This is a genomic window from Acerihabitans sp. (assembly GCF_036398755.1).
GTDB lineage: Bacteria > Pseudomonadota > Gammaproteobacteria > Enterobacterales > Enterobacteriaceae > Acerihabitans.
Window position 1 is genome coordinate 17,929 of record NZ_DASWOM010000049.1, and the last position, 20,197, is coordinate 38,125.

At 59.2% G+C, this 20,197-nt stretch carries 19 protein-coding genes; 12 read left to right on the forward strand and 7 right to left on the reverse strand.

Going from position 1 to position 20,197, the window contains the following annotated elements; translation table 11 throughout:
- Position 1: 1 nt before the first annotated feature.
- Positions 2-901: a proline iminopeptidase-family hydrolase gene (locus VGC33_RS08625; RefSeq protein ID WP_331120341.1), complete on the reverse strand. Its 900-nt coding sequence runs from the start codon at positions 899-901 to the stop codon at positions 2-4.
- Between the two features lie 254 nt (positions 902-1,155).
- Between VGC33_RS08625 and VGC33_RS08630 the strand changes: the two genes are divergently transcribed.
- Both VGC33_RS08630 and VGC33_RS08635 read left to right on the forward strand, forming a co-directional pair.
- Positions 1,156-1,914, forward strand: coding sequence for a LuxR family transcriptional regulator (locus VGC33_RS08630; RefSeq protein WP_331120342.1), 759 nt, complete (start codon positions 1,156-1,158; stop codon positions 1,912-1,914).
- Positions 1,915-2,008: 94 nt separating this feature from the next.
- A complete protein-coding gene (locus VGC33_RS08635) occupies positions 2,009-2,911 on the forward strand; it encodes a proline iminopeptidase-family hydrolase (protein ID WP_331120343.1) in 903 nt (300 codons plus the stop codon).
- 151 nt (positions 2,912-3,062) lie between these two features.
- On the opposite strand, the gene VGC33_RS08640 is transcribed toward VGC33_RS08635, so the two are convergent.
- On the reverse strand, positions 3,063-3,491 hold the full coding sequence (locus VGC33_RS08640; RefSeq protein WP_331120344.1) for a hypothetical protein: 429 nt from the start codon (positions 3,489-3,491) through the stop codon (positions 3,063-3,065).
- A gap of 117 nt (positions 3,492-3,608) precedes the next feature.
- Here VGC33_RS08640 and VGC33_RS08645 point away from each other — a divergent pair, with 117 nt between their 5' ends.
- The 5 genes from VGC33_RS08645 (at position 3,609) to VGC33_RS08665 (ending at position 8,874) form a co-directional block, all read left to right on the forward strand.
- Positions 3,609-4,640 carry a putative B6 ABC transporter substrate-binding protein gene (locus tag VGC33_RS08645; protein WP_331120345.1) on the forward strand — a complete coding sequence of 344 codons (1,032 nt, stop codon included), beginning with the start codon at positions 3,609-3,611 and terminating at the stop codon, positions 4,638-4,640.
- A 64-nt stretch (positions 4,641-4,704) separates the two neighbouring features.
- Positions 4,705-6,279, forward strand: a complete 1,575-nt coding sequence (locus VGC33_RS08650; protein ID WP_331120346.1) for a putative B6 ABC transporter ATP-binding protein — start codon at positions 4,705-4,707, stop codon at positions 6,277-6,279.
- Positions 6,276-7,373, forward strand: coding sequence for a putative B6 ABC transporter permease subunit 2 (locus VGC33_RS08655; protein WP_331120347.1), 1,098 nt, complete (start codon positions 6,276-6,278; stop codon positions 7,371-7,373). Before VGC33_RS08650 ends, VGC33_RS08655 begins: the two co-directional genes overlap by 4 nt.
- A 1-nt stretch (position 7,374) precedes the next feature.
- Entirely contained in the window at positions 7,375-8,307 is a 933-nt protein-coding gene (locus tag VGC33_RS08660) for a putative B6 ABC transporter permease subunit 1 (RefSeq protein WP_331120348.1), read from the forward strand.
- 126 nt (positions 8,308-8,433) lie between these two features.
- The gene (locus VGC33_RS08665; RefSeq protein WP_331120349.1) at positions 8,434-8,874 is read left to right on the forward strand and encodes an ImmA/IrrE family metallo-endopeptidase; all 441 of its coding nucleotides are present in this window, start codon (positions 8,434-8,436) and stop codon (positions 8,872-8,874) included.
- Between the two features lie 381 nt (positions 8,875-9,255).
- Here the strand turns inward: VGC33_RS08665 and VGC33_RS08670 are convergent, their stop codons facing one another.
- The 3 genes from VGC33_RS08670 to zipA form a co-directional block, all read right to left on the reverse strand.
- Positions 9,256-9,474 carry a DUF3820 family protein gene (locus VGC33_RS08670; RefSeq protein ID WP_331120350.1) on the reverse strand — a complete coding sequence of 73 codons (219 nt, stop codon included), beginning with the start codon at positions 9,472-9,474 and terminating at the stop codon, positions 9,256-9,258.
- A 29-nt stretch (positions 9,475-9,503) separates the two neighbouring features.
- Positions 9,504-11,528, reverse strand: a complete 2,025-nt coding sequence (ligA, locus tag VGC33_RS08675) for an NAD-dependent DNA ligase LigA (protein WP_331120351.1) — start codon at positions 11,526-11,528, stop codon at positions 9,504-9,506.
- 73 nt (positions 11,529-11,601) lie between these two features.
- Entirely contained in the window at positions 11,602-12,612 is a 1,011-nt protein-coding gene (zipA, locus tag VGC33_RS08680; RefSeq protein WP_331120352.1) for a cell division protein ZipA, read from the reverse strand.
- 228 nt (positions 12,613-12,840) lie between these two features.
- On the opposite strand from zipA, the gene cysZ reads away from it, so the two are divergent.
- From cysZ to crr, 5 genes are all read left to right on the forward strand, one after another.
- Positions 12,841-13,605, forward strand: coding sequence for a sulfate transporter CysZ (gene cysZ / locus VGC33_RS08685; RefSeq protein WP_331120353.1), 765 nt, complete (start codon positions 12,841-12,843; stop codon positions 13,603-13,605).
- A 143-nt stretch (positions 13,606-13,748) separates the two neighbouring features.
- Complete coding sequence (gene cysK, locus VGC33_RS08690; protein WP_331120354.1) at positions 13,749-14,717, forward strand: cysteine synthase A; 969 nt, start codon at positions 13,749-13,751, stop codon at positions 14,715-14,717.
- A gap of 415 nt (positions 14,718-15,132) precedes the next feature.
- Positions 15,133-15,390 carry a phosphocarrier protein Hpr gene (gene ptsH, locus VGC33_RS08695; protein WP_162368145.1) on the forward strand — a complete coding sequence of 86 codons (258 nt, stop codon included), beginning with the start codon at positions 15,133-15,135 and terminating at the stop codon, positions 15,388-15,390.
- Positions 15,391-15,443: 53 nt separating this feature from the next.
- Positions 15,444-17,171: a phosphoenolpyruvate-protein phosphotransferase PtsI gene (gene ptsI / locus VGC33_RS08700; RefSeq protein ID WP_331120355.1), complete on the forward strand. Its 1,728-nt coding sequence runs from the start codon at positions 15,444-15,446 to the stop codon at positions 17,169-17,171.
- A 41-nt stretch (positions 17,172-17,212) separates the two neighbouring features.
- Positions 17,213-17,722 carry a PTS glucose transporter subunit IIA gene (gene crr, locus VGC33_RS08705; RefSeq protein WP_162368143.1) on the forward strand — a complete coding sequence of 170 codons (510 nt, stop codon included), beginning with the start codon at positions 17,213-17,215 and terminating at the stop codon, positions 17,720-17,722.
- Positions 17,723-18,194: 472 nt separating this feature from the next.
- On the opposite strand, the gene VGC33_RS08710 is transcribed toward crr, so the two are convergent.
- Positions 18,195-19,511, reverse strand: a complete 1,317-nt coding sequence (locus VGC33_RS08710; protein WP_331120356.1) for an ATP-binding protein — start codon at positions 19,509-19,511, stop codon at positions 18,195-18,197.
- Entirely contained in the window at positions 19,511-20,191 is a 681-nt protein-coding gene (locus VGC33_RS08715) for a response regulator transcription factor (RefSeq protein ID WP_331120357.1), read from the reverse strand. The genes VGC33_RS08710 and VGC33_RS08715 overlap by 1 nt, the downstream gene beginning before the upstream one ends.
- Positions 20,192-20,197 lie beyond the last annotated feature (6 nt).

The following is a 20,197-nucleotide window of genomic DNA, read 5'->3' on the forward strand; positions in this document are numbered from 1 at the left end:
CCTACCCCCTGCCGCGTTGACGCTGGCGGTCGAGAAAATCCAGCAGCACCGGATAGTAGGCCTGCGGCTCTTCATAAAACGGCATATGGCTGCTGTTGGGGAACACATGCAGTTCCGCCTGCGGCAGCCCTTGTTTCATGCGCATGGCGCAGGCCGGGGTCAGCTCATCGTGCAGGCCGGTGGTGATAAGGCAGGGCACCCGGATGGCGGGCAAATCCGCCGTGCGATCCCAGTCTTTCAGAAGACCGGTATACAGAAATTCATTCGGCCCCTGCAGGGCGACATACGGCCCCATATTCCAGTCTTCCAGGGAGCGTTTTACCGGCGCCGGCCAGTCGTCCAGCCGGCAGACATGGCGGTAATTAAGCAAGGTGATCGCCGCCTGGTAGGCCGGATGATCCAGGCTACCCATGGCCTCATGCCGTTGCATCATGGCCACGGTTTCATGCCCCAGCGCGGCGCGCAGGCGCTGCAGCTCCTGGATCAAATGGGGCATATCCGCCACGGTATTTTCCAGAATCAGGCTTTTGATTGCCCCGGGATGGTGCAAAGCCACCTCGATGCCCAGCCAGCCGCCCCAGGAATGACCAAGCAGATGCACCCGGTCAAGGCCCATGGCCCGGCGTACGGTGTCCACTTCACCCACATAGCGCTCCATGGTCCATAGTCCGGGCAGATCCGGCCGGTCGGATTTGCCGGTGCCCAACTGATCAAACGCCACCACCCGGTAGCCGTGGTTCTTAAGGCAGGAATGGGCTTCGCGCAGGTAGTCGCAGGGCAGTCCCGGGCCGCCGTTCAGGCACAGCACCGTCTCGTCGCCGTCGCCGAACTCGTATGCCACCACCCGGTAGCCGTCCACCTCGATATCCTGTTGCCGGTCAGGCCCGATCTCACTCCACATACTTCCCCCGGTGCTTTACCGGCGGCCCGCGCTGCGCCGCCATGGTGATGTCTTTACGCTACGCATAAGCCGCGGCGCTGAACAGTTAGTAAAAATGCTAGGTTTCGCCCGCGGGGGCGCAGGTTTGGTGGCATTCAAATTGCATGCCATCAGGTAGCGCCGGCGGACCGTCATGATGGCCGAAAGGGATACGGTAACGTCTGCGCAAAATCCATGCCCGGCGCCTTGGACGCCGGGTAAGAGAAGGAGGGGCGATGAGCATTGTGATAACAGAATTATTGCCGGCGCCGCAGGCCGACTGCGGTCTTGACGACGCCTTTTCCGCCCTGTACCGGCAAAGCGCCCGGCTGGGCATGGAGGCGCTGATTTATGACTACACGCCGGTGCCGCGTTCGCTGGAGGGCGAATTGATTACGCCATCGGTGCTGCGCATGAGCAATGTGCCGCAGGATATGCGACGGTTATGGACCGAAAGCGGCTACTACCAGGTGGACCCGGTACAGCTGTACGCCCTGGGGAGCTGCGCGCCCTTCGTCTGGTCCTATCAGCGTCCGGACACCACTTTGCTGCGCGATATCATTAGTGAACGGCACCAGCCGGTAACCCTCTATATGCGTGATAACAATATGCCCTGCGGCGCCACGGTGCCCCTGCACCTGCCGCAGGGTGGCTTCGCCACCCTGACCGGCATCGTCAGCGGCAGCGGTCGGGAGCGTGATTTATCCCAGACGCTGGCGGAGCTGGGCCTGCTGGCCCATACCTTCCAGGAGCGGGTTTATCCGTTATTCGACCGCCAGATGCTGACCTGCCAGTATGTGCGCCTGAGCAAACGCGAACGGGAGTGCCTGAGCTGGTCGGCCGAGGGCCTGACCGCCAAGGAGATTGCCCGCAAGCTGTCGCGTTCGATTGCCACCGTGACGCTGCATCTCAATTCGGCGGCGCGCAAGCTGGGCGCCAGCAACCGGGTCCAGGCGGTGGTGCGGGCGATGCATTACCGCCTGCTCGACAGCTGAGACGCACGGCGCAATACCTAGCATTTTCTCTAGCTATCCGCCGCCCGGCGCGCTGTTTTACCCTAGGTTATCCTTAACCGACAGGTAACCCCTTATGTACAGCATCACCGAAGGCTACGCGCCGTTTCAGCAATACCAAACCTGGTACCGCGTCTGCGGCGATCTTCACAATGGCCGCACGCCGCTGGTGGTGGCGCACGGCGGCCCGGGCTGCACCCATGATTATGTCGACGCGTTCCGCGATATCGCCCGCGGCGGCCGGGCGGTCATTCATTACGATCAGCTCGGCAACGGCCGTTCCACCCATCTGCCGGAACAGGGGCCGGATTTCTGGCGGGTGCCGCTGTTCCTGGCGGAACTGGATAACCTGCTGGCGCATCTGGGCATCAGCCGAAACTATGCGCTGCTCGGCCAGTCATGGGGCGGCATGCTGACGGCGGAGCATGCCGTGCTGCGCCCTGAAGGCCTCAAGGCCATCATTATCGCCAATTCACCGGCGTCGATGGCGCTGTGGCTCCAGGCGGCGGCCAGGCTGCGCGCCGGGCTGCCGCCCGAGGTACAGCGCTGCCTGCAGGAGCACGAGGCCGCGGGCACCCTGAACAGCGATGCTTATCGCCAGGCCACCCAGGTATTTTACCAGCGGCACGTCTGCCGCCTTACGCCCTGGCCGGAGGAAGTCACGCGCACCTTCGCCGCCATGGACGCCGACCCGACGGTATACCATGCCATGAACGGCCCGACTGAATTCCATGTCATCGGCACCATGAAAGACTGGAGCATTATCGACCGGCTGGCGCAAATCCAGGTGCCGACGCTGCTGATATCCGGGCGCTACGACGAGGCGGCGCCGGAAGTGGTGCAGCCGTTCAAGGATCAGATCGCCGGCGCCGAATGGGTAATATTCGAGCAATCAAGCCATATGCCGCACGTGGAGGAGCGCGACGCCTGCATGCGGACGGTGGAAAGCTTTCTGGACCGGCAACCGACCGTGCTGTAAGGCATCGTCAGGCCATAAACACCATGCTATCGTGGCCCGCGGGCCCGGCGCGACCTGTTCGGGTCATCTGGACAGCGTTGGCGTCGGGCCCGTTTTTTTACCTGGCTGATAAAGCGATCGCCCGATTTCCGGCAAAAACCGGCCCCGGGGATTACAGACCGCTCGGCGCGGTTCGGCACTGCACGGCATCAGCATCAGCGCCGCCGGCGCAGTCGAGCGTCATGGATCGCGGGCTTTCGTCCTTGTGTGTTGATATGACCACGTCATAGCGGGTTTGCCAGGAGCGCCCCGGTTCGCCGCACCAGAAACGCTGAACCGGCATGTGATCCCGCCGGCTGTTGAGGATAAACACCTCGCCGCTGGCGATATTCTTCCACAAGCCGGTGGACAGCGTCGCGCCGGCGGCAACGGTGCCCAACGGCACCGAATACCAGTGGGCGGTGGTGATTTCACAGTCCAAGGGATGATGGCCGGTGTTGTTTACCACCACCAGGAAAGGGGTTAATCCTTGCGTACCGCGTTGATAATTTGTTGATTCCCCTGCGCAGATTGCGGTGGTGAAAAAAAACAAACAGGACAATACTAGCCCCTTTAGTGTCATATAGTGCTCCAGTGAACAGGTGCTACCCGGTAGGGATGCATCAGAAAAGATTTAAACAGCCGTATTGTCAACATTAAAATGTATCGAGGACAGAACATGATGGGAAAAGGTTGGTTAAAACACGCAGCCGCGATATCGGTATTGTCGGTGCTATGTTCCGCGGCCTTTGCCGCCGATATAAAAGCTATCGCCATAGTCACGCCCGAACCCGGCACCGATTTCGGCTGGAACCAACAGGGCATCACCGCCGCCAGGGAGGCCGGTGCCAAAGAGGGGGTCAAGGTCATGGTGGCGGAGAACCTCGGCTACGGCGATATTCGCCCCACGCTGCGCGATCTGACGGAAGACGGGGCGCAGCTTATCATCGCCCACGCCAGCGGCTATAACCAGTCGGGGCCGGAAATCGGCGCCCAGGCCAACGTGCCGGTGGCCATTACCGACAGCCCGTCGTCGTTAAAAGCCGGCAAAGTGGCCGACTATACGGTCAGCGGCCAGGAAGGGGCCTATCTGGCCGGCGCGCTGGCGGCAAAAATGACGCGCAGCGGCACCGTCGGCATCGTGGTGTCCGGCGAACCGCCGGCCTGGAACGCGCAATCCTCGGCGTTTATCCTCGGCGCGCGGGCGACCAGGGGAGATATTAAAATCCGTTATGCGGTCATCGGCCCGGCGGCGTACAGCGATGCCGCGGGCGGTAAACGCGTGACGGCCTCGGTTATCGCCGCCGGCGCCGATATTATTTTCGGCCAGGGCAACGGATCGAGCTTCGGCATGCTCCAGGCGGTGGAAACCACGCCGGCGCCGGACGGCGGCAAAGTCTACTTTATCGATGTGATCGGCGACAAATCCCCCATCGATAAAGGCAACCTGCTCAGTTCAGTCCTATGGAACCTGACGCCGGTCTACACCGCCATGATAGACGATCTCCGGCAGGACAAGTTCGGCTTGCATAACTATAAAACCTCGCTGGCGGACGGCTCGATAAGCCTGCTGAAAACCGCCCATATCCCGGAGGATACCTGGAAGAGCGTCAATGCGGTGCGCGACGACATCATCAGCGGTAAAATCACCGTGCCGGCGGATTACGACGCAAAATCACTGCACGTCCTGCTGGCCGCCGGCGGCAAATAGCCCGGCGCAAGCGGCCAGGGCCTGAGCGCACGCGCGCGCTCCGCTTAACGTTATAGAGAACATGATGAGCCAGAATCCGTCTTCATTGGCCTGCCCGGTGGTGACCGTCAGCCAGGTTACCAAGCGATATCCCGGCGTTATCGCCAATAACCAGGTCGATCTGGCGCTGTGGGCCGGGGAGGTTCACGTGCTGCTCGGGGAAAACGGCGCCGGCAAATCCACCCTGGTCGCCATGCTGTCCGGCCTTCAGCAGCCGGATGAGGGCCATATCGCGGTGGACGGACGCGTGGTATCACTGTCCTCCCCGCGCCGCGCCCACGCGTTGGGCATCGGCACCGTGTTCCAGCACGCCATGATGGTGCCGGGATTGAGCGTGGTGGATAATATCGCCCTCGGCGATCCCTGGTGGCAACGTCCCGCCCGCCGCCGCTATGCCCTACGGGTCAACGATATCGCCCGGGATATCGGCGTTAGGGTCAACCCGTTCGCCCTGGCGGGGTCGCTGTCGCTTGGCGAACTGCAGCAGGCGGAAATCGTGTGTACCCTGCTGCGCGGCAGCCGGGTGTTGATCCTTGACGAAGCCACCGCCATGCTGACGCCCGACAACGCCCACGAACTGGGGCAACTGATGCGCCGGCTGGTGGCGCAGGGGCTGGCGGTGGTCTTTATCACCCATAAGCTTAACGAGGCGCTGGCCTGGGGCGATCGCATCTCGGTGCTGCGGCGCGGGCGCAAAGTGGGCGAAATCGGGCCTGAACGGCTTAAATCACTCACCGCCCGGCAGGCAACCCAAGAGGTGGTTGGATTGATGTTCGACCTTTCCGGGCAGGCAGATGCGGCAACCACCGTTGAACCGGCGCCCGGGACGCGGGTTTCGGCGAGCACAACCGCCGGTGAAACGGTGCTCGAGGCGCAGGCGCTGGCGGTGGACGATCCGCTGATGCCGGTGGCCGGCATCGGGCTTAGGATCCGCGCCGGCGAAATCGTCGGTATCGCCGGCATCGACGGCAACGGGCAGCAACAGCTGGCCGAGGCGCTGGCCGGCCAGCGCCCCCTGGCCGCGGGCCGCATCTATCTCTGCGGCGAATCAATCGAGCATTGCAGTATCGGCCAGCGGCGCAAGCGCGGGCTGCGTTACGTCACCGACGACCGGCTGGGCGAAGGCACCGTCGGCACTTTTCCGGTGTCAGTCAACCTGCTGCTCAAGCAAATAGGCGACGCGCCCTTCTGGCGGCGGGGCATGGTGCGGCCGGCGGCTATCGCGCGGCACGCGCTCGCGCAAATCATCGAATACGATATCCGCACCCCGGCAATCGATACGCCGCTGGGCAAATTATCCGGCGGCAATATTCAAAAGGCGCTGCTGGCGCGCGAACTTGGCGGCCTGGCCAAGGCGGTAATCTTTGCCAAGCCGACCCATGGGCTCGACGTGCAGAACAGTAAATCGATCCGCGGGCGGATACGCCTGGCGGCCGGGGCGGGTCTGGCGGTATTGCTTATCTCCACCGACCTGGACGAGTTGCTTGAGCTGGCGGACCGCATCGCGGTGATGTCCCAGGGCAGGATTGTCGGCATGGTCGACAATACCCCCGCGGCCCGCGGCCGCATCGGCGAACTGATGAGCGGAGCCCCGGCATGAGCGGTCTATCCAATCCTAGCCTGGGGCGATGGCTAACGGCGGACCTGCTGAAAGCCGCCCTGGCGCGCGCCGCGATGTCGGTGGGCCCGGTGGTCATCGCCCTGTGTATCACCGGCGGCCTGCTGCTGGTCATGGGCGTCAATCCGCTGGCGTATTACGGCTTTATCCTGCAAAAAGGGCTGATGACGCCCTCGGGACTGCAGGCGACGCTGACGCGCATGGGCCCCCTATTGCTTATTGCCGCCAGCCTGATGGTGGCGTTTCGCGCCGGTCTATGGAATTTGGGCGGCGACGGCCAGTTTTTACTGGGCGCGGTGATCGCCTCGGCGGTGGCGGCCCCGCTGAACCAGCTCGGCGCGCCATCCTGGCTGACGCTATCGGCGGCGATGGCGGCCGGCGCGGTAATGGGCGGGGTCTGGGCCATATTGCCGGCCATGTTGAAGGCCTGGCGGAATATAAACGAAATCATCACCACCATGATGATGTCGTTTTTAGGCATTTCATTGGCCAACGTGCTGGTAAAACTGGTGTTCGCCGATCCCGCCACCACCGTGCCGGAAACCCGCACCCTGCCCTATGAGCAGCGGTTGCCGCCGCTGTTCGGCACCCATACCTCAAGCGGGCTGCTGATCGGCCTGTTTGCCGTGATCGCGGTGCATTGGCTGATGAACCGCACCGCTTTCGGCCTGCGGCTGCGCACCGTCGGCGCCAATCCGCGCGCGGCGCTGCATGTCGGCCTGCCGGTCGGGGCGCTGACCATCGCGGTATTCGCCTTATCCGCCGCGCTGGCGGGCCTGGCGGGCGCGGTGGAGGTTATCGGCATCGAAGGCAATGTGCGCGCCGATTGGAACCCGGCCTATAGCCTGCTGGTGGTGCCGCTGGTGTTTTTGGCCCGTTTTAACGGTTTCGCCGCCATCGCCTTTGTATTTATATTTTCGGTGTTGTCCATCGGCAGCGAAAGCGCGGCCAGGCGGATGGATGTTCCCAATCATTTTACCCTGGTCACGGTGGCCGTGCTGCTTATCGTGCTCGGCGTGACGGAACGGGTTGCGCAGCGGCGGCAACAGCGCTCCGGCGCGCCAGAAGGCAAATAATATGGATTTACTGACGCAAGGTTTTCTCTCGTCCCTGCTGCTGGGCACGATTATCGCCGGCATGCCGTTGCTGTTAACCGGCCTGGGCGAGCAGTTATCGGAAAAGGCCGGGGTGTTGAATATCGGCCTGGAGGGCATGATGCTTTCCGGCGCCTACCTGGGCTTTTATATCGCCTGGCGAAGCCAGTCCATGGGACTGGGGCTGGTGGGCGGCGCCGCCGGCGGGATTATCGTCGCCGTGCTGATGGCCGCGCTGTGCGTATGGCTGCGCCTGAACCAGATTGTCATCGGCATTGCGCTGACCCTCGGCGCGCAGGGCGCCACCGCGCTGCTGCACTACCTGCAGTTCAGCCGCACCTATCCCCGCCTGGGCGGTATCGATACCCTGGCGCTGCCGCTGCTGTCCCGCATTCCATTTATCGGGCGCATCCTGTTCAACCAGCCGCTGGTGGTCTATCTGGCGGTAGGCTGCGTGGCGCTGTTTGCCGCGCTGTATCGCCATACCAACCTCGGGCTGTATCTCCGGGCCGCCGGCGACAAGCCCGCCGCCCTTGACGCCGCAGGCGTAAGCGTACTGTGGACGCGCACGGCGGCGGTACTGGTCACGGGCGCGCTGGCCGGGTTGGGCGGAGCCTTTATGTCGCAGGTCGGCGCCGGTATTTTTGTCCCCTTCATGACCCAGGGCAACGGCTTTATCGGCATCGTGCTGGCGATGCTGGCGCGCGGCAAGCCGCTGTGGGTACTGGGCGGTGCGTTGTTGTTCGGCGCCTGCCTGTCGTTGACCACCGCCTTGCAGGTGCTGGGCGTGGACATGCCCACCGACGTTATCCAGATGCTGCCTTTTATGGCGGTGATGGTGGTGCTTATCATTTTCGGCCGACGCGCCAGCCTGCCCGACGCGCTGGGAACGGCCTATAACCGGGGCGAGCGTTAATTGATTGAATATAATATACTTATAAACGCATAGAATGCCCGTCTCAGGCCAGGATGGGCGGCCCAAAACACGGGTAATCTATGTTGCGATGAGGATACTTCGCCCAGAGGCGAGCATTATGTCGTTGTGAGCTCTGCCGACATCTGGGGATTGAATATTGCGCCCATTTCGGATTTGTTGTTAGTAATGGAAAACGCCGGGGTGGTCTGTTCCAGATTTGAACAGGGCGGCGCATTAATGGATGGCTATTCTCAATGGAACGAGCGGGAAAAACGGCCCTATGTGATTCTTGCCAGTGATAAAAATAATTTTTTCAGAAGTCGTTTTGATGCTGCCCATGAACTGGGCCATCTGGTGTTACACCGCTATATTGAACGCCTTGACTGCATCAATTTCAAACCGATTGAATCCCAGGCACACAAATTTGCCGCTTGCTTCATGTTACCCGAAGAATCATTTTCTGTAGAGCTGTCTACCCATCCTACTCTTGAGAACTTTATTGCACTCAAAAATCGTTGGGGTATGTCGGCGCAATCTATGATTTGCGTGCAAAAGAACTGCAATTGATCTCACCTGAGGACTATCAGCGGCTATATAAAGGGATCTCCGCCCGAGGTTGGCGTAAAGGAGAACCTTTGGATGATATAAAAAGACCCGAATCAGTGCGCTTAATGCCCCGATGTATAACTCTGCTATTAGAATCAGGAACCTTTACCAAAAGTAGTTTGATTGAAAAGCTCAAGTTCCCTAAGGGGATCTTGAAGAAATTTGCTCATTGCCGAAAGGATTTTTATCAGAACCGGCTTTGCTAAGTTTTAATGCAAAAATTCAACTTAAAAACAGCCTTGGCGTGGCTCAGATGCCATCAGTTCGCTCAAATGTTATCGATATGTTTTCCAAAAAATAACTCTTTTAAACGAAAATACGATGTTTCTGCAATTGACGAGATCATTTTTTTTGCTTTAGCGGCTTGATAAGCCCTTCGAGTCCTTCGATTTTAATGGCAAGCGTTATTGACATCAGTTCCCCCAGCCGGCCCTGGGGGAATTCACCTTTACGGGCAAACCACAGCAGGTAGGGCTCGGGCAGATCGATAAGCGCCCGGCCCTGGTATTTGCCGAACGGCATTTCGGTATTGGCGATGGCCACCAGATCTTCTTTTTCCATGGTTTATTCCTCTTGGGCCGGCCTGTGTTTCATTCGCCCAGCAGACGCATCATTTCCGCCTCGTCAATGACCGGTATATTCAGCTGCTGCGCCTTGGTCAGCTTGGAGCCGGCCGCCCCGCCCGCAATCACCAGATTGGTCTTGGCCGAGACGCTGCCGCTGACCTTGGCGCCGAGCGCCATCAGGCGATCCTTGGCTTCGTCCCTTGAAAGTCCGGTCAAGGAGCCGGTCAGCACGATGGTCTTGCCGGCGAACGGGTTGCCCTCCCCGGCCGGCGCCGACGCCGGCGCCGGCCAGTGTATACCTATGGCGGGGCTGACCAGCTCGGCGATCACGTCCAGGTTATGCTGCTCGTCAAAAAAATTGCGTACATGGGTGGCCACCACTTTGCCGATATCCTGTACGCTCACCAGTTGGTCGATATCAGCGGCGTACAGCGCATCCAGGGTCTTGAATTCCGCCGCCAGATTGGCGGCGGTGGCCTCCCCCACCTCGCGAATGCCCAAGGCATAAAGAAAACGGGCAAAGGTGGTCTGCTTGGCGGTCTCCAGGGCGGTCAGCAGGTTCTGCGCCGATTTTGGCCCCATGCGCTCGAGCCGGGCCAGGATCTCTTTATTCAGGCGGAACAGATCGGCCGGGGTCTTGACCAGCTCGCGCTCGACCAGCTGATCGATGATTTTATCGCCCATGCCGTCGACGTCCAGCGCCCGGCGCGATACAAAATGCTTCAACGCCTCCTTGCGCTGGGCGCCGCAGACCAGGCCGGCGGTACAGCGCACCACCGCTTCCCCTTCCACCCGCTCGACGTCGGAGCCGCACACCGGGCAATGGGTGGGAAAAACGATCGGGCGCGCGTCGCCCGGACGCCGCTCCAGCACCACGCCCACCACCTGCGGGATCACGTCGCCGGCGCGGCGGATAATCACCGTATCACCGATTTTAAGCCCCAGCCGTTCGATTTCGTCGGCATTATGCAACGTGGCGTTGCTGACCATGGCGCCGGACACCAATACCGGCTCAAGGCGCGCCACCGGCGTCACCGCGCCGGTGCGGCCGACCTGGAACTCAACGTCGCGCACCCGGGTCAGCTGTTCCTGCGCCGGGAATTTATAGGCAATGGCCCAGCGCGGCGCGCGGGCGACAAAACCCAGCCGCTGCTGGAGCGCCAGTGAGTCAACCTTGATAACCACGCCGTCGATATCAAAACCCAGCGCGGCGCGTTGTTCCTGGACGTGGCGATAAAACGCCAGCACCTGTTCGGCGCCGGTGCATAGCGTGATACGGTCGCTGACCGGCACGCCCCAGGATTTGAACAGCTGCAGGCGTTGCCAATGGCTGGCGGGCAGTTCCCCGCCTTCCAGCAGGCCGACGCCGTAGGAGAAAAAGGTCAGCGGCCGCCTGGCGGTGATGGCCGGATCCAGTTGGCGCAGCGAGCCGGCGGCGGCGTTGCGGGGGTTGGCGAATACCTTGCCGCCCTCGCGTTTGGCATCGTCGTTTAACCGCTGGAAACCGGCTTCCGACATAAACACTTCGCCGCGGATCTCCAGCCGCTCGGGGATCGGGCCGTTACCGTCCTGTAAGCGCAGGGGTATGGTGCGGATGGTGCGCACGTTGGCGGTAATGTCTTCCCCGGTGGCGCCGTCGCCCCGGGTGGCGGCGCGGGTCAGCCGACCGTTTTCGTACAGCAGGCTGACCGCCAGGCCGTCGAGCTTCAGCTCGCAGCAGAATACCAGGTCGTCATCGTTTTTCAGGCGATCGCGCACCCGCTTGTCAAACGCCAGGAACCCGGCTTCATCAAACACATTATCCAGCGACAGCATCGGCACTTCATGGCGGATCTGGTTAAACGCGGTCAGCGGCGCGCCGCCGACGCGCTGGGTGGGAGAATCGGCGGTAAGCAGATCGGGATGCTGCGTTTCCAGCTCGCGCAGTCGCGCCATCAGCCGATCGTACTCGGCATCCGGCACCTGCGGCTCGTCCATCACATGATAATAATATTCATAGCGACGCAGCAGGACGCGCAGGGCGTCAATTTGTTGATCGATTGGTTCCATTGCCCACCATCAGCGAAAAAAACCCCCCGCAAGCGGGGGGCGGGAAAATCAGGCGCAGCGGCGGCCGTTAGCGTCAGGCGCCGGCATTGACATCAAGTACGTCGCGAATGCGCGCCTTATAGATATCAAGTTTCTGCGGCGTCATCATCCGGCGCTCATCGTCAAGCACTACGCCGCCGCAGTCGTCCGCAATGCGCTGCGCTGACTGCAGCATCAGCTTGAAGTTCTGATGAGCGTCGCCATAGGAAGGCACCATCATGAACATGGAGACGCCAGGCGTGGTGAAAGCCGCCATTTCTTCGGGATCAAAGGATCCGGGTTTGACCATATTCGCCAGGCTGAAGAGCACCGGCCCACTGCCCGCCGGATTCAGGTGGCGATGGAAGATATTCATTTCACCAAACTGGAAGCCGGCCTGCAGCACGCTTTGCAGCAGTTCCTCGCCGCCAATGACGGTGCCGTTATGGGCCGCGACATGCAGCACCAGGACGGTTTCCTTGCGCTTGACCGGTTGGGCGGGCTGCGCCGGCGCGTCCGGCGCCTGTAGTGGGTCTTCGTCGCGCTCTTCCTCGTGGGAACCGAACGAAACGGGAGCCGCCGGCGGTTCGTCAGGCAACACCGCCTGGCGCCGCTTTTTGAAAAACGAGGTTTTCGGCCGCGGCGCCGGGACGGGATCGGTTATCTCCTCCTCCTGCCCGCGGTCGGCATCCTCGTCATCAAGCAGGGGATCGTAATGATTGCCCGCACGGGTTTCCGGCCTGTTGCCGAAACCCGGTTCTTGCGGGGCGCGCGGTCCGCGCGCATGGCCGCCCGGGACACGAATATCGGGCTCCCGCGCGTCATAACGCCCCAAGGCGGGCTCGTCGGTACGGACCTTCGTTACCCTGACTTCGCCCACACCTTCGTCGCGCTCTTCCAGCGGAGGCTCGTCTCGATCCTGGCGGTCTTGTTTCAGTCGTTTAACCGGGCGATCGCGGAAAACCGATGAGCGTTCTTTACGGCTGGTCCACAGGCCGTGTAGTAGCAACGCTATGATAGCGATCGCACCAACAACGATTAATATCAGACGCAAATCCTGCATCATTGCCATCTCAGTTGTTCTAATTCATTGCCACGGCGGCAAACATTTACTCTCTTAACTCTATTGGCCTGCGTAGACAAGTGCAAGTCCGCACGGTACTTTCTGACAATAAAGATAGCATCGGCACAGTTTTTTGCTGTTTTTTCATCCAAAAGTGCTAAAACCACAAACGGCCGGGGTGGCCGTTGCGTCCGTTTCCCTTTTTATCCGTATAAAAAATGGCCGAAAAAAATGATTAACAACACAAAATCCCGTAGCGGTTTCCATTATTTTGTTCGCGGCTGGCATTTAATCACGCTGCCGGGCATCAAACGCTACGTTGTACTGCCGCTTATCATGAACATCGTACTGCTGGGCGGCGCGTTCTGGTGGCTGTATTCCCGCCTGAATATCTGGATCCCCCGGCTGCTGGAACATATCCCCGGCTGGCTGCAATGGCTGGGCTATTTGCTATGGCCGCTCTGCGTCCTGGCGGTGCTGCTGGTGTTCAGCTATTTTTTCAGCACCATCGCCAACTGGATTGCCGCGCCGTTCAGCGGCCTGCTGGCGGAACAGCTTGAAGCGCGGCTTACCGGCCATACCCCGCCCGACGGCGGGATAATGAGCATAATCCGGGATACGCCGCGCATCCTGCGCCGCGAATGGCTTAAACTGGCGTATTACCTGCCGCGGGCGCTGGCGCTGCTGCTGTTGCACCTGATACCGGCCTTCGGCCAGACCGTGGCGCCGTTGCTCTGGTTTTTGTTCGGTGCCTGGATGATGGCCATCCAGTACAGCGATTATCCCTTCGATAACCATAAAGTTCCTTTTGTGACCATGCGCCGCGCATTGGCGCGCCATAAAACCCAGAATATGCAGTTCGGCGCCCTGGTGTATCTCTGTACGGTTATCCCGTTGCTCAACCTGGTGATTATGCCGGTGGCGGTATGCGGCGCCACCGCGATGTGGGTCGACAGGTATCGTGCCGATTTCGCGCTATCGCCGCCGGTGAAGTGACGCCCGGCCCGGAGCGGTATGTTCTTAAAACTTATGTCTTAATAACATATCGATATACTATTCTTTTACTTCCGTCGGCCATGCGAAAGGGTATGCTTTGGTTATCTTTCCCCCTGATTTGCACTTACAGTAAAGGACTGGCCATGAGCAATATTTACGAAGACAATTCCTACACCATCGGCCATACGCCGCTTGTTCGCCTAAACCGCATCGGCAACGGTCGTATTCTGGCGAAAGTGGAATCCCGTAATCCGAGCTTCAGCGTGAAATGCCGCATCGGCGCGAATATGATTTGGGACGCGGAAAAACGCGGCGTGCTGAAACCGGGTGTGGAACTGGTGGAGCCCACCAGCGGCAATACCGGTATCGCCCTGGCCTATGTCGCGGCGGCCCGCGGCTACAAGCTGACCCTGACCATGCCGGAAACCATGAGCACCGAACGCCGTAAATTGCTCAAGGCCCTGGGCGCCAGCCTGGTGCTGACCGAGGGACCAAAAGGCATGAAGGGAGCCATCGCCAAGGCTGAAGAAATCGTGGCCACCGATCCCAAGCGTTTCCTGATGCTGCAGCAGTTCAGCAACCCGGCCAACCCGGCCATCCACGAACAGACCACCGGTCCGGAAATCTGGGAAGACACCGACGGCGACGTTGACGTGTTTATCGCCGGCGTCGGCACCGGCGGCACCCTGACCGGGGTTAGCCGTTATCTGAAAAACACCAAGGGTAAAGCGGTAATTTCGGTGGCGGTTGAACCCACCGACTCACCGGTTATCACCCAGGCGCTGGCCGGTGACGAAATCAAGCCGGGCCCGCATAAAATCCAGGGCATCGGCGCCGGGTTTATCCCGGAAAACCTCGATTTAAGCCTGATTGACCGGGTGGTGAAGATTACCAACGACGAGGCTATTTCCACCGCCCGTCGCCTGATGGAAGAAGAAGGCATCCTTGCCGGTATCTCCTCCGGCGCCGCGGTTGCCGCCGCGCTGAAATTGCAGGAAGATCCGGCTTTCGCCGACAAGACCATCGTCGTGGTGCTGCCCTCCTCCGGCGAACGTTATCTCAGCACCGCGCTGTTTGCCGACGTGTTTACCGAAAAAGAGCTGCAGCAGTAAAATCCATCGTCGCTTATGTGCGCTTCGACCACAAAAAAGCACCCGCTCGGGTGCTTTTTTGTGGAGTAGATCAAACTTTTGCCCCCTGCATAATTGATTTTGTTGGCTCTGTCTTGTATTTAAGCAGACAATTATTTCGATGTATGAAATTAATCAGGCTATTAATTGTTCTGCTAGCTGAATCGATTAACGCCCTATGGATTTTTGCTGAAAAGCGGCATAATGGCAGATGGCGGCACGGCATAACAAAGCCATCACAAGATTTAGCCGGAAATGCTTTTATACCGTTTTTTACTCGCATACATCTTTGTCTTTGTAACATACTCAGGCACGAACCATATAGGCTAAAGTCCATGTTTTACGCTAAACTTTAGCCCCACAACACTGATATCATCTAATAAGTTGGGGAAACATAATGTTCCAGCAAGAAGTTACGATTACCGCACCTAATGGTCTGCACACCCGCCCTGCCGCTCAGTTTGTCAAGGAAGCCAAAGGCTTCGTTTCCGATATCACCGTGAGCTCCAACGGCAAAAGCGCCAGCGCCAAAAGTCTGTTCAAACTGCAAACGCTGGGCCTGACCCAAGGTACCGTGGTCGCTATTATCGCCGAAGGGGAAGACGAGCAAAAAGCTGTGGAACATCTGGTCAAACTGATGGCAGAGCTTGAGTAATCAAGGCCCGTTTTTTTACGTTAACGCGAGTCACGAGTGAGTAAGGTAGGGTTATGATATCAGGCATATTAGCATCACCGGGCATCGCCTTTGGTAAGGCGCTCTTGCTAAAGGAAGATGACATCGTCATCAACCGGAAAAAGATCTCTGCAAGCCAAGTTGAGCAGGAAGTCGAGCGTTTTCTGGCTGGGCGAACCAAAGCATCCGCGCAGCTGGAAGCGATCAAAACCAAAGCTGGCGAAACCTTCGGTGAAGAAAAGGAAGCAATCTTCGAAGGCCATATCATGTTATTGGAAGACGAAGAGCTTGAGCAGGATATCATAGCCCTTATCAAAGAAGACCTGGCCACGGCGGACGCCGCCGTTTACAGCGTTATCGAGACCCAGGCCAAGGCGCTGGAAGAGCTTGACGACGAATATTTGAAGGAACGCGCCACGGACGTGCGCGATATCGGCAAGCGCCTGCTGCGCAATATCCTCGATATGCCGATCATTGATTTAAGCGCCATCGCCGACGAAGTGGTGCTGGTGGCAACCGATTTAACGCCTTCCGAGACGGCCCAGCTCAATCTTGACAAAGTGCTGGGTTTTGTCACCGATCTGGGCGGGCGTACCTCCCATACGTCCATTATGGCCCGCTCTCTCGAGCTGCCGGCCATCGTGGGCACCGGCAACGTGACCAAAAGCGTGGTCAACGGCGATTATCTGATTCTTGATGCCGTTAACAACCAGGTGTACGTCAATCCGACCCCTGATCAAATCGAAGAACTCAAGGCGCTGCACAGCCAGTATGTGCTGGAAAAGACCGAGCTGGCCAAGCTGAAAGACCTGCCGGCCATTACCCTCGACGGCCATCAGGTGGAAGTGTGCGCGAACATAGGCACCGTGCGCGACGTTGCCGGGGCCGAGCGCAACGGCGCCGAAGGCGTGGGCCTTTATCGCACCGAGTTCCTGTTTATGGACCGCGACTCGCTGCCGACCGAGGAAGAACAGTTCCAGGCGTATAAAGCCGTGGCGGAATCCCTGAGCACCGGTTCGATTATCGTGCGCACCATGGATATCGGCGGCGATAAAGATTTGCCATATATGAACCTGCCGAAAGAAGACAATCCGTTCCTGGGCTGGCGCGCCATCCGCATCGGCCTGGATCGCAAGGAAATGCTGCACGCGCAGCTGCGCGCCATCCTGCGCGCGTCGTCCTTCGGTAAGCTGCGCATCATGTACCCGATGATCATCTCGGTGGAAGAGGTGCGTGAGCTGAAGGTGGAACTGGACCTGCTGAAAGCGCAGCTGCGCGAGGAAGGCAAATCGTTCGACGAGGCTATCGAAGTGGGCGTGATGGTGGAAACGCCGGCCGCGGCGACCATTGCCCATCACCTGGCAAAAGAAGTTGATTTCTTTAGTATTGGGACAAACGACTTAACTCAGTATACTCTTGCGGTGGATCGCGGTAACGAGTTAATTTCGCATCTTTATAACCCTATGGCACCGGCGGTGCTGACGCTGATTAAACAGGTTATCGACGCATCTCACGCGGAAGGTAAATGGACTGGTATGTGTGGCGAGCTGGCAGGTGATGAACGTGCTACACTACTGTTATTAGGGATGGGACTGGATGAATTCAGCATGAGTGCTATCTCTATCCCGCGCATCAAGAAAATTATTCGTAATACGAATTTTGGCGATGCAAAGGCGTTAGCAGAGGAAGCTTTAGCTCAGCCGACCGCGGACGAGCTGATGAATCTGATAAACAAATTCATTGAAGAAAAAACGCTCTGCTGATTTCACGACGCTGACCCGCTATAAATGCTTAGGAGAAGATCATGGGTTTGTTCGATAAACTGAAATCTCTGGTTTCCGATGATAAGAAAGACATGGGAAGCATAGAAATTGTTGCACCCCTTTCAGGTGAAATTGTTAACATTGAAGATGTGCCTGACGTTGTTTTTGCCGAAAAGATCGTGGGCGACGGCATTGCCATTAAACCCAGCGGTAACAAAATGGTGGCACCGGTTGACGGCACCATTGGGAAAATTTTTGAAACCAACCATGCTTTTTCCATCGAATCCGATAGCGGGATCGAGCTTTTTGTCCATTTCGGCATCGACACCGTCGAACTGAAGGGCGAAGGCTTCAAGCGTATCGCACAGGAAGGTCAGCGCGTCAAGAAAGGCGACGTGGTGATAGAGTTTGATCTGCCGTTACTGGAAGAGAAAGCCAAATCCACTTTGACTCCGGTCGTGATTTCCAATATGGATGAAATCAAGGAACTGATTAAGCTGACCGGCAGTGTTGTTGTAGGTGAAACACCCATTATTCGTATAAAGAAATAATACCAGGCAACCCAGTCCCCTCCGGGCGCTACGGCGTCCGGCGCAAACGGCACCCAGGCGGGCGCCGTTTCTCTTTGCTAAATCCGCTGTTGCCATGATTTCCCTTTTACACGTTTGCATTGAGACCGGTTATCACGGGTCTACCGCGCCATTGGACTGATGTGGTCTGGCAATATCAAGCCCTGTGGAAGTGAATGTCGCCGCGATGAGGTTTATGCCGCCCACAAGCGCCAACGAAAACCCGCGACAACATAAGCCCCCCGCCAAGGCCGGCCGCTTCACATTTCCATCCAGGATAAAAGACGCGTCCGTTTATGTACTAGCACGCGGCCTATGCAGCAGCCACAGGATAAACATTCCGCAATCACGCCAGGCTGAAACAATTGGCCGGCAAGACAGTTGCTCAATTGGGCAAAAAAAACCTACCTGATTCAACGCCATCTGCACAATCGTCCGTAAACAGGCGTCGCATTTAGGCCCAGCGGGGGATGCGGATGCGGATAATCAGGCCGCCGTTGGCGCCGTTAAATGCCTCCACCTGGCCGTTGTGGACCAGTACCGCCTTGCGGGCAATAGCCAGTCCCAGCCCGTAGCCTTTGCCGTTGAGCGGCGAATTCACCCGCACGAAGGGGTCGAAAATACTGGAGAGTTTGCTCTCCTCCACGCCCGGTCCCTGATCGGCGACGGTGATATCCAACTGGCTATCCACCCGCGCCAGCGTCACGCTGACGCGCTGTCCGTGGGTAGAAAAACGCACGGCGTTGCGAACGATATTTTCCACCGCGCGCCGCAGCATTTCCGCATTGCCTTTTACGGTATAGTCCTCCGGCTGGGCGGCGCTTAGCGCAATCGCCACCCCTGGCACCTGCGCTTCATAGCGCGCGTCGTTGACCACCGCCTCCACCAGTCCGTAGAGATCAAAATAGTCTTCGCCGGGGGATCCCTGGTGCTCGGCGCGGGTTAACGCCAGCAGTTCGCCAATCATCCGGTCCAGCCGGCCGGCCTCATGTTCGATGCGGTCCAGGGACGCATAGACGTTTTTCGGATTCTGGTGCGCCAGGCCGATGGCCAGCTGCAGGCGCGCCAGCGGCGAGCGCAACTCGTGTGAAACGTCATGCAGCAACGCTTCCCGGTCGCTGACCAGGACCTGCAGCCGTTCGGCCATGGCGTCAAAATCTCGGGCCACATCGGTAATTTCGTCGTGGCGCCGCCGCATCACCGGCAGCAGGCGGATACTTAAATCGCCGCGGGACACCCGTTCAAACGCCCGTCGGAGCATCAGCATCGGCCGGGTCAGGTTCCAGGCCAGCAGCATGCTGAACAGCAATCCTCCCGTCAGGCCCAGCCAGAACAGCGGGCTTGGCATATGCAGAATGCTGCTGCGGCGTCCCTGGCGCGATTCATGGCGCAGGCCGACCAGATCGTAGCTGAGCAGATAATGGCGTCCGTCGGCGGCGGTGACCTGCCGGCTATCGATGTCGGGCGGTCCAAAGCGGATGGTGTCGTCCGCCACCGGCCCGGCGTCGTCCGGAACGATGGTGAAAAACTGCCGATCGGCGCCCGACCATCCGGCGCGCAGGGAGTCAAGCGCCGGCATTCCGCCGCTGGCCAGCACCGAGGCGGCGGAGTTGAGCTGCAGATTGGCGATGCGGCGGGCGATGCTTTCCTCCGGCGGTTCATGGTGGCTGCCGTAGAGGGAAAACACCACCCAGAGCAGTTGGGTAATGAGCAGGAAAATCAGCCAGAATCCCAGCAGGATCTTCCAGAACAGACGACCGCGAACCGCCATCAGCGAATCCGGTAACCGATGCTGCGCACGGTTTCAATGCTCAGGGTACTGCCGGGCAAAACGGATAATTTTTGGCGGATATTGCTGATATGCACATCGACGCTGCGATCGTAGGCTTCGCGGCGGCGGCCCAGCCCCTTCTCCGACAGATCGTCCTTCGAGACCACGCGATCGGGCGTGCGCATCAGCAGTTCCAGTAAGTTGAACTCAGAGGCCGTCAGGTCAAACGCCACCCCCTGCCATTGGCTGGCGCGCGTGGCGGGGTTGAGGGTCAGTTCGCCGTAGCGTACCGTCCCCGCCTCTGCCGGCTCGTTGCGCTGCTCGTCAAACCGGCGCATCACGGCGCGCAGCCGCGCCACCAGTTCGCGGGGATAACAGGGTTTGGGCATATAGTCGTCGGCGCCCATTTCCAGCCCGATGACCCGGTCGATATTATCGCCCTTGGCGGTCAGCATGATTATCGGGATGCGGCTGCTTTTGCGCACCTGGCGCAGCACGTCGGTGCCGCTCATATCCGGCAGCATGATATCCAGCACCATGGCGGTATAGTCGCCGGACAACGCGCCGATGATGCCCTCCTTCCCGGTCAGGGCCAGCGACGTGGCAAATCCTTCCGCGCCCAGGTATTCGCTGAGCATCTTGCCCAGTTCCTGATCATCGTCAACCAGCAAAATTTTCATGTTTTT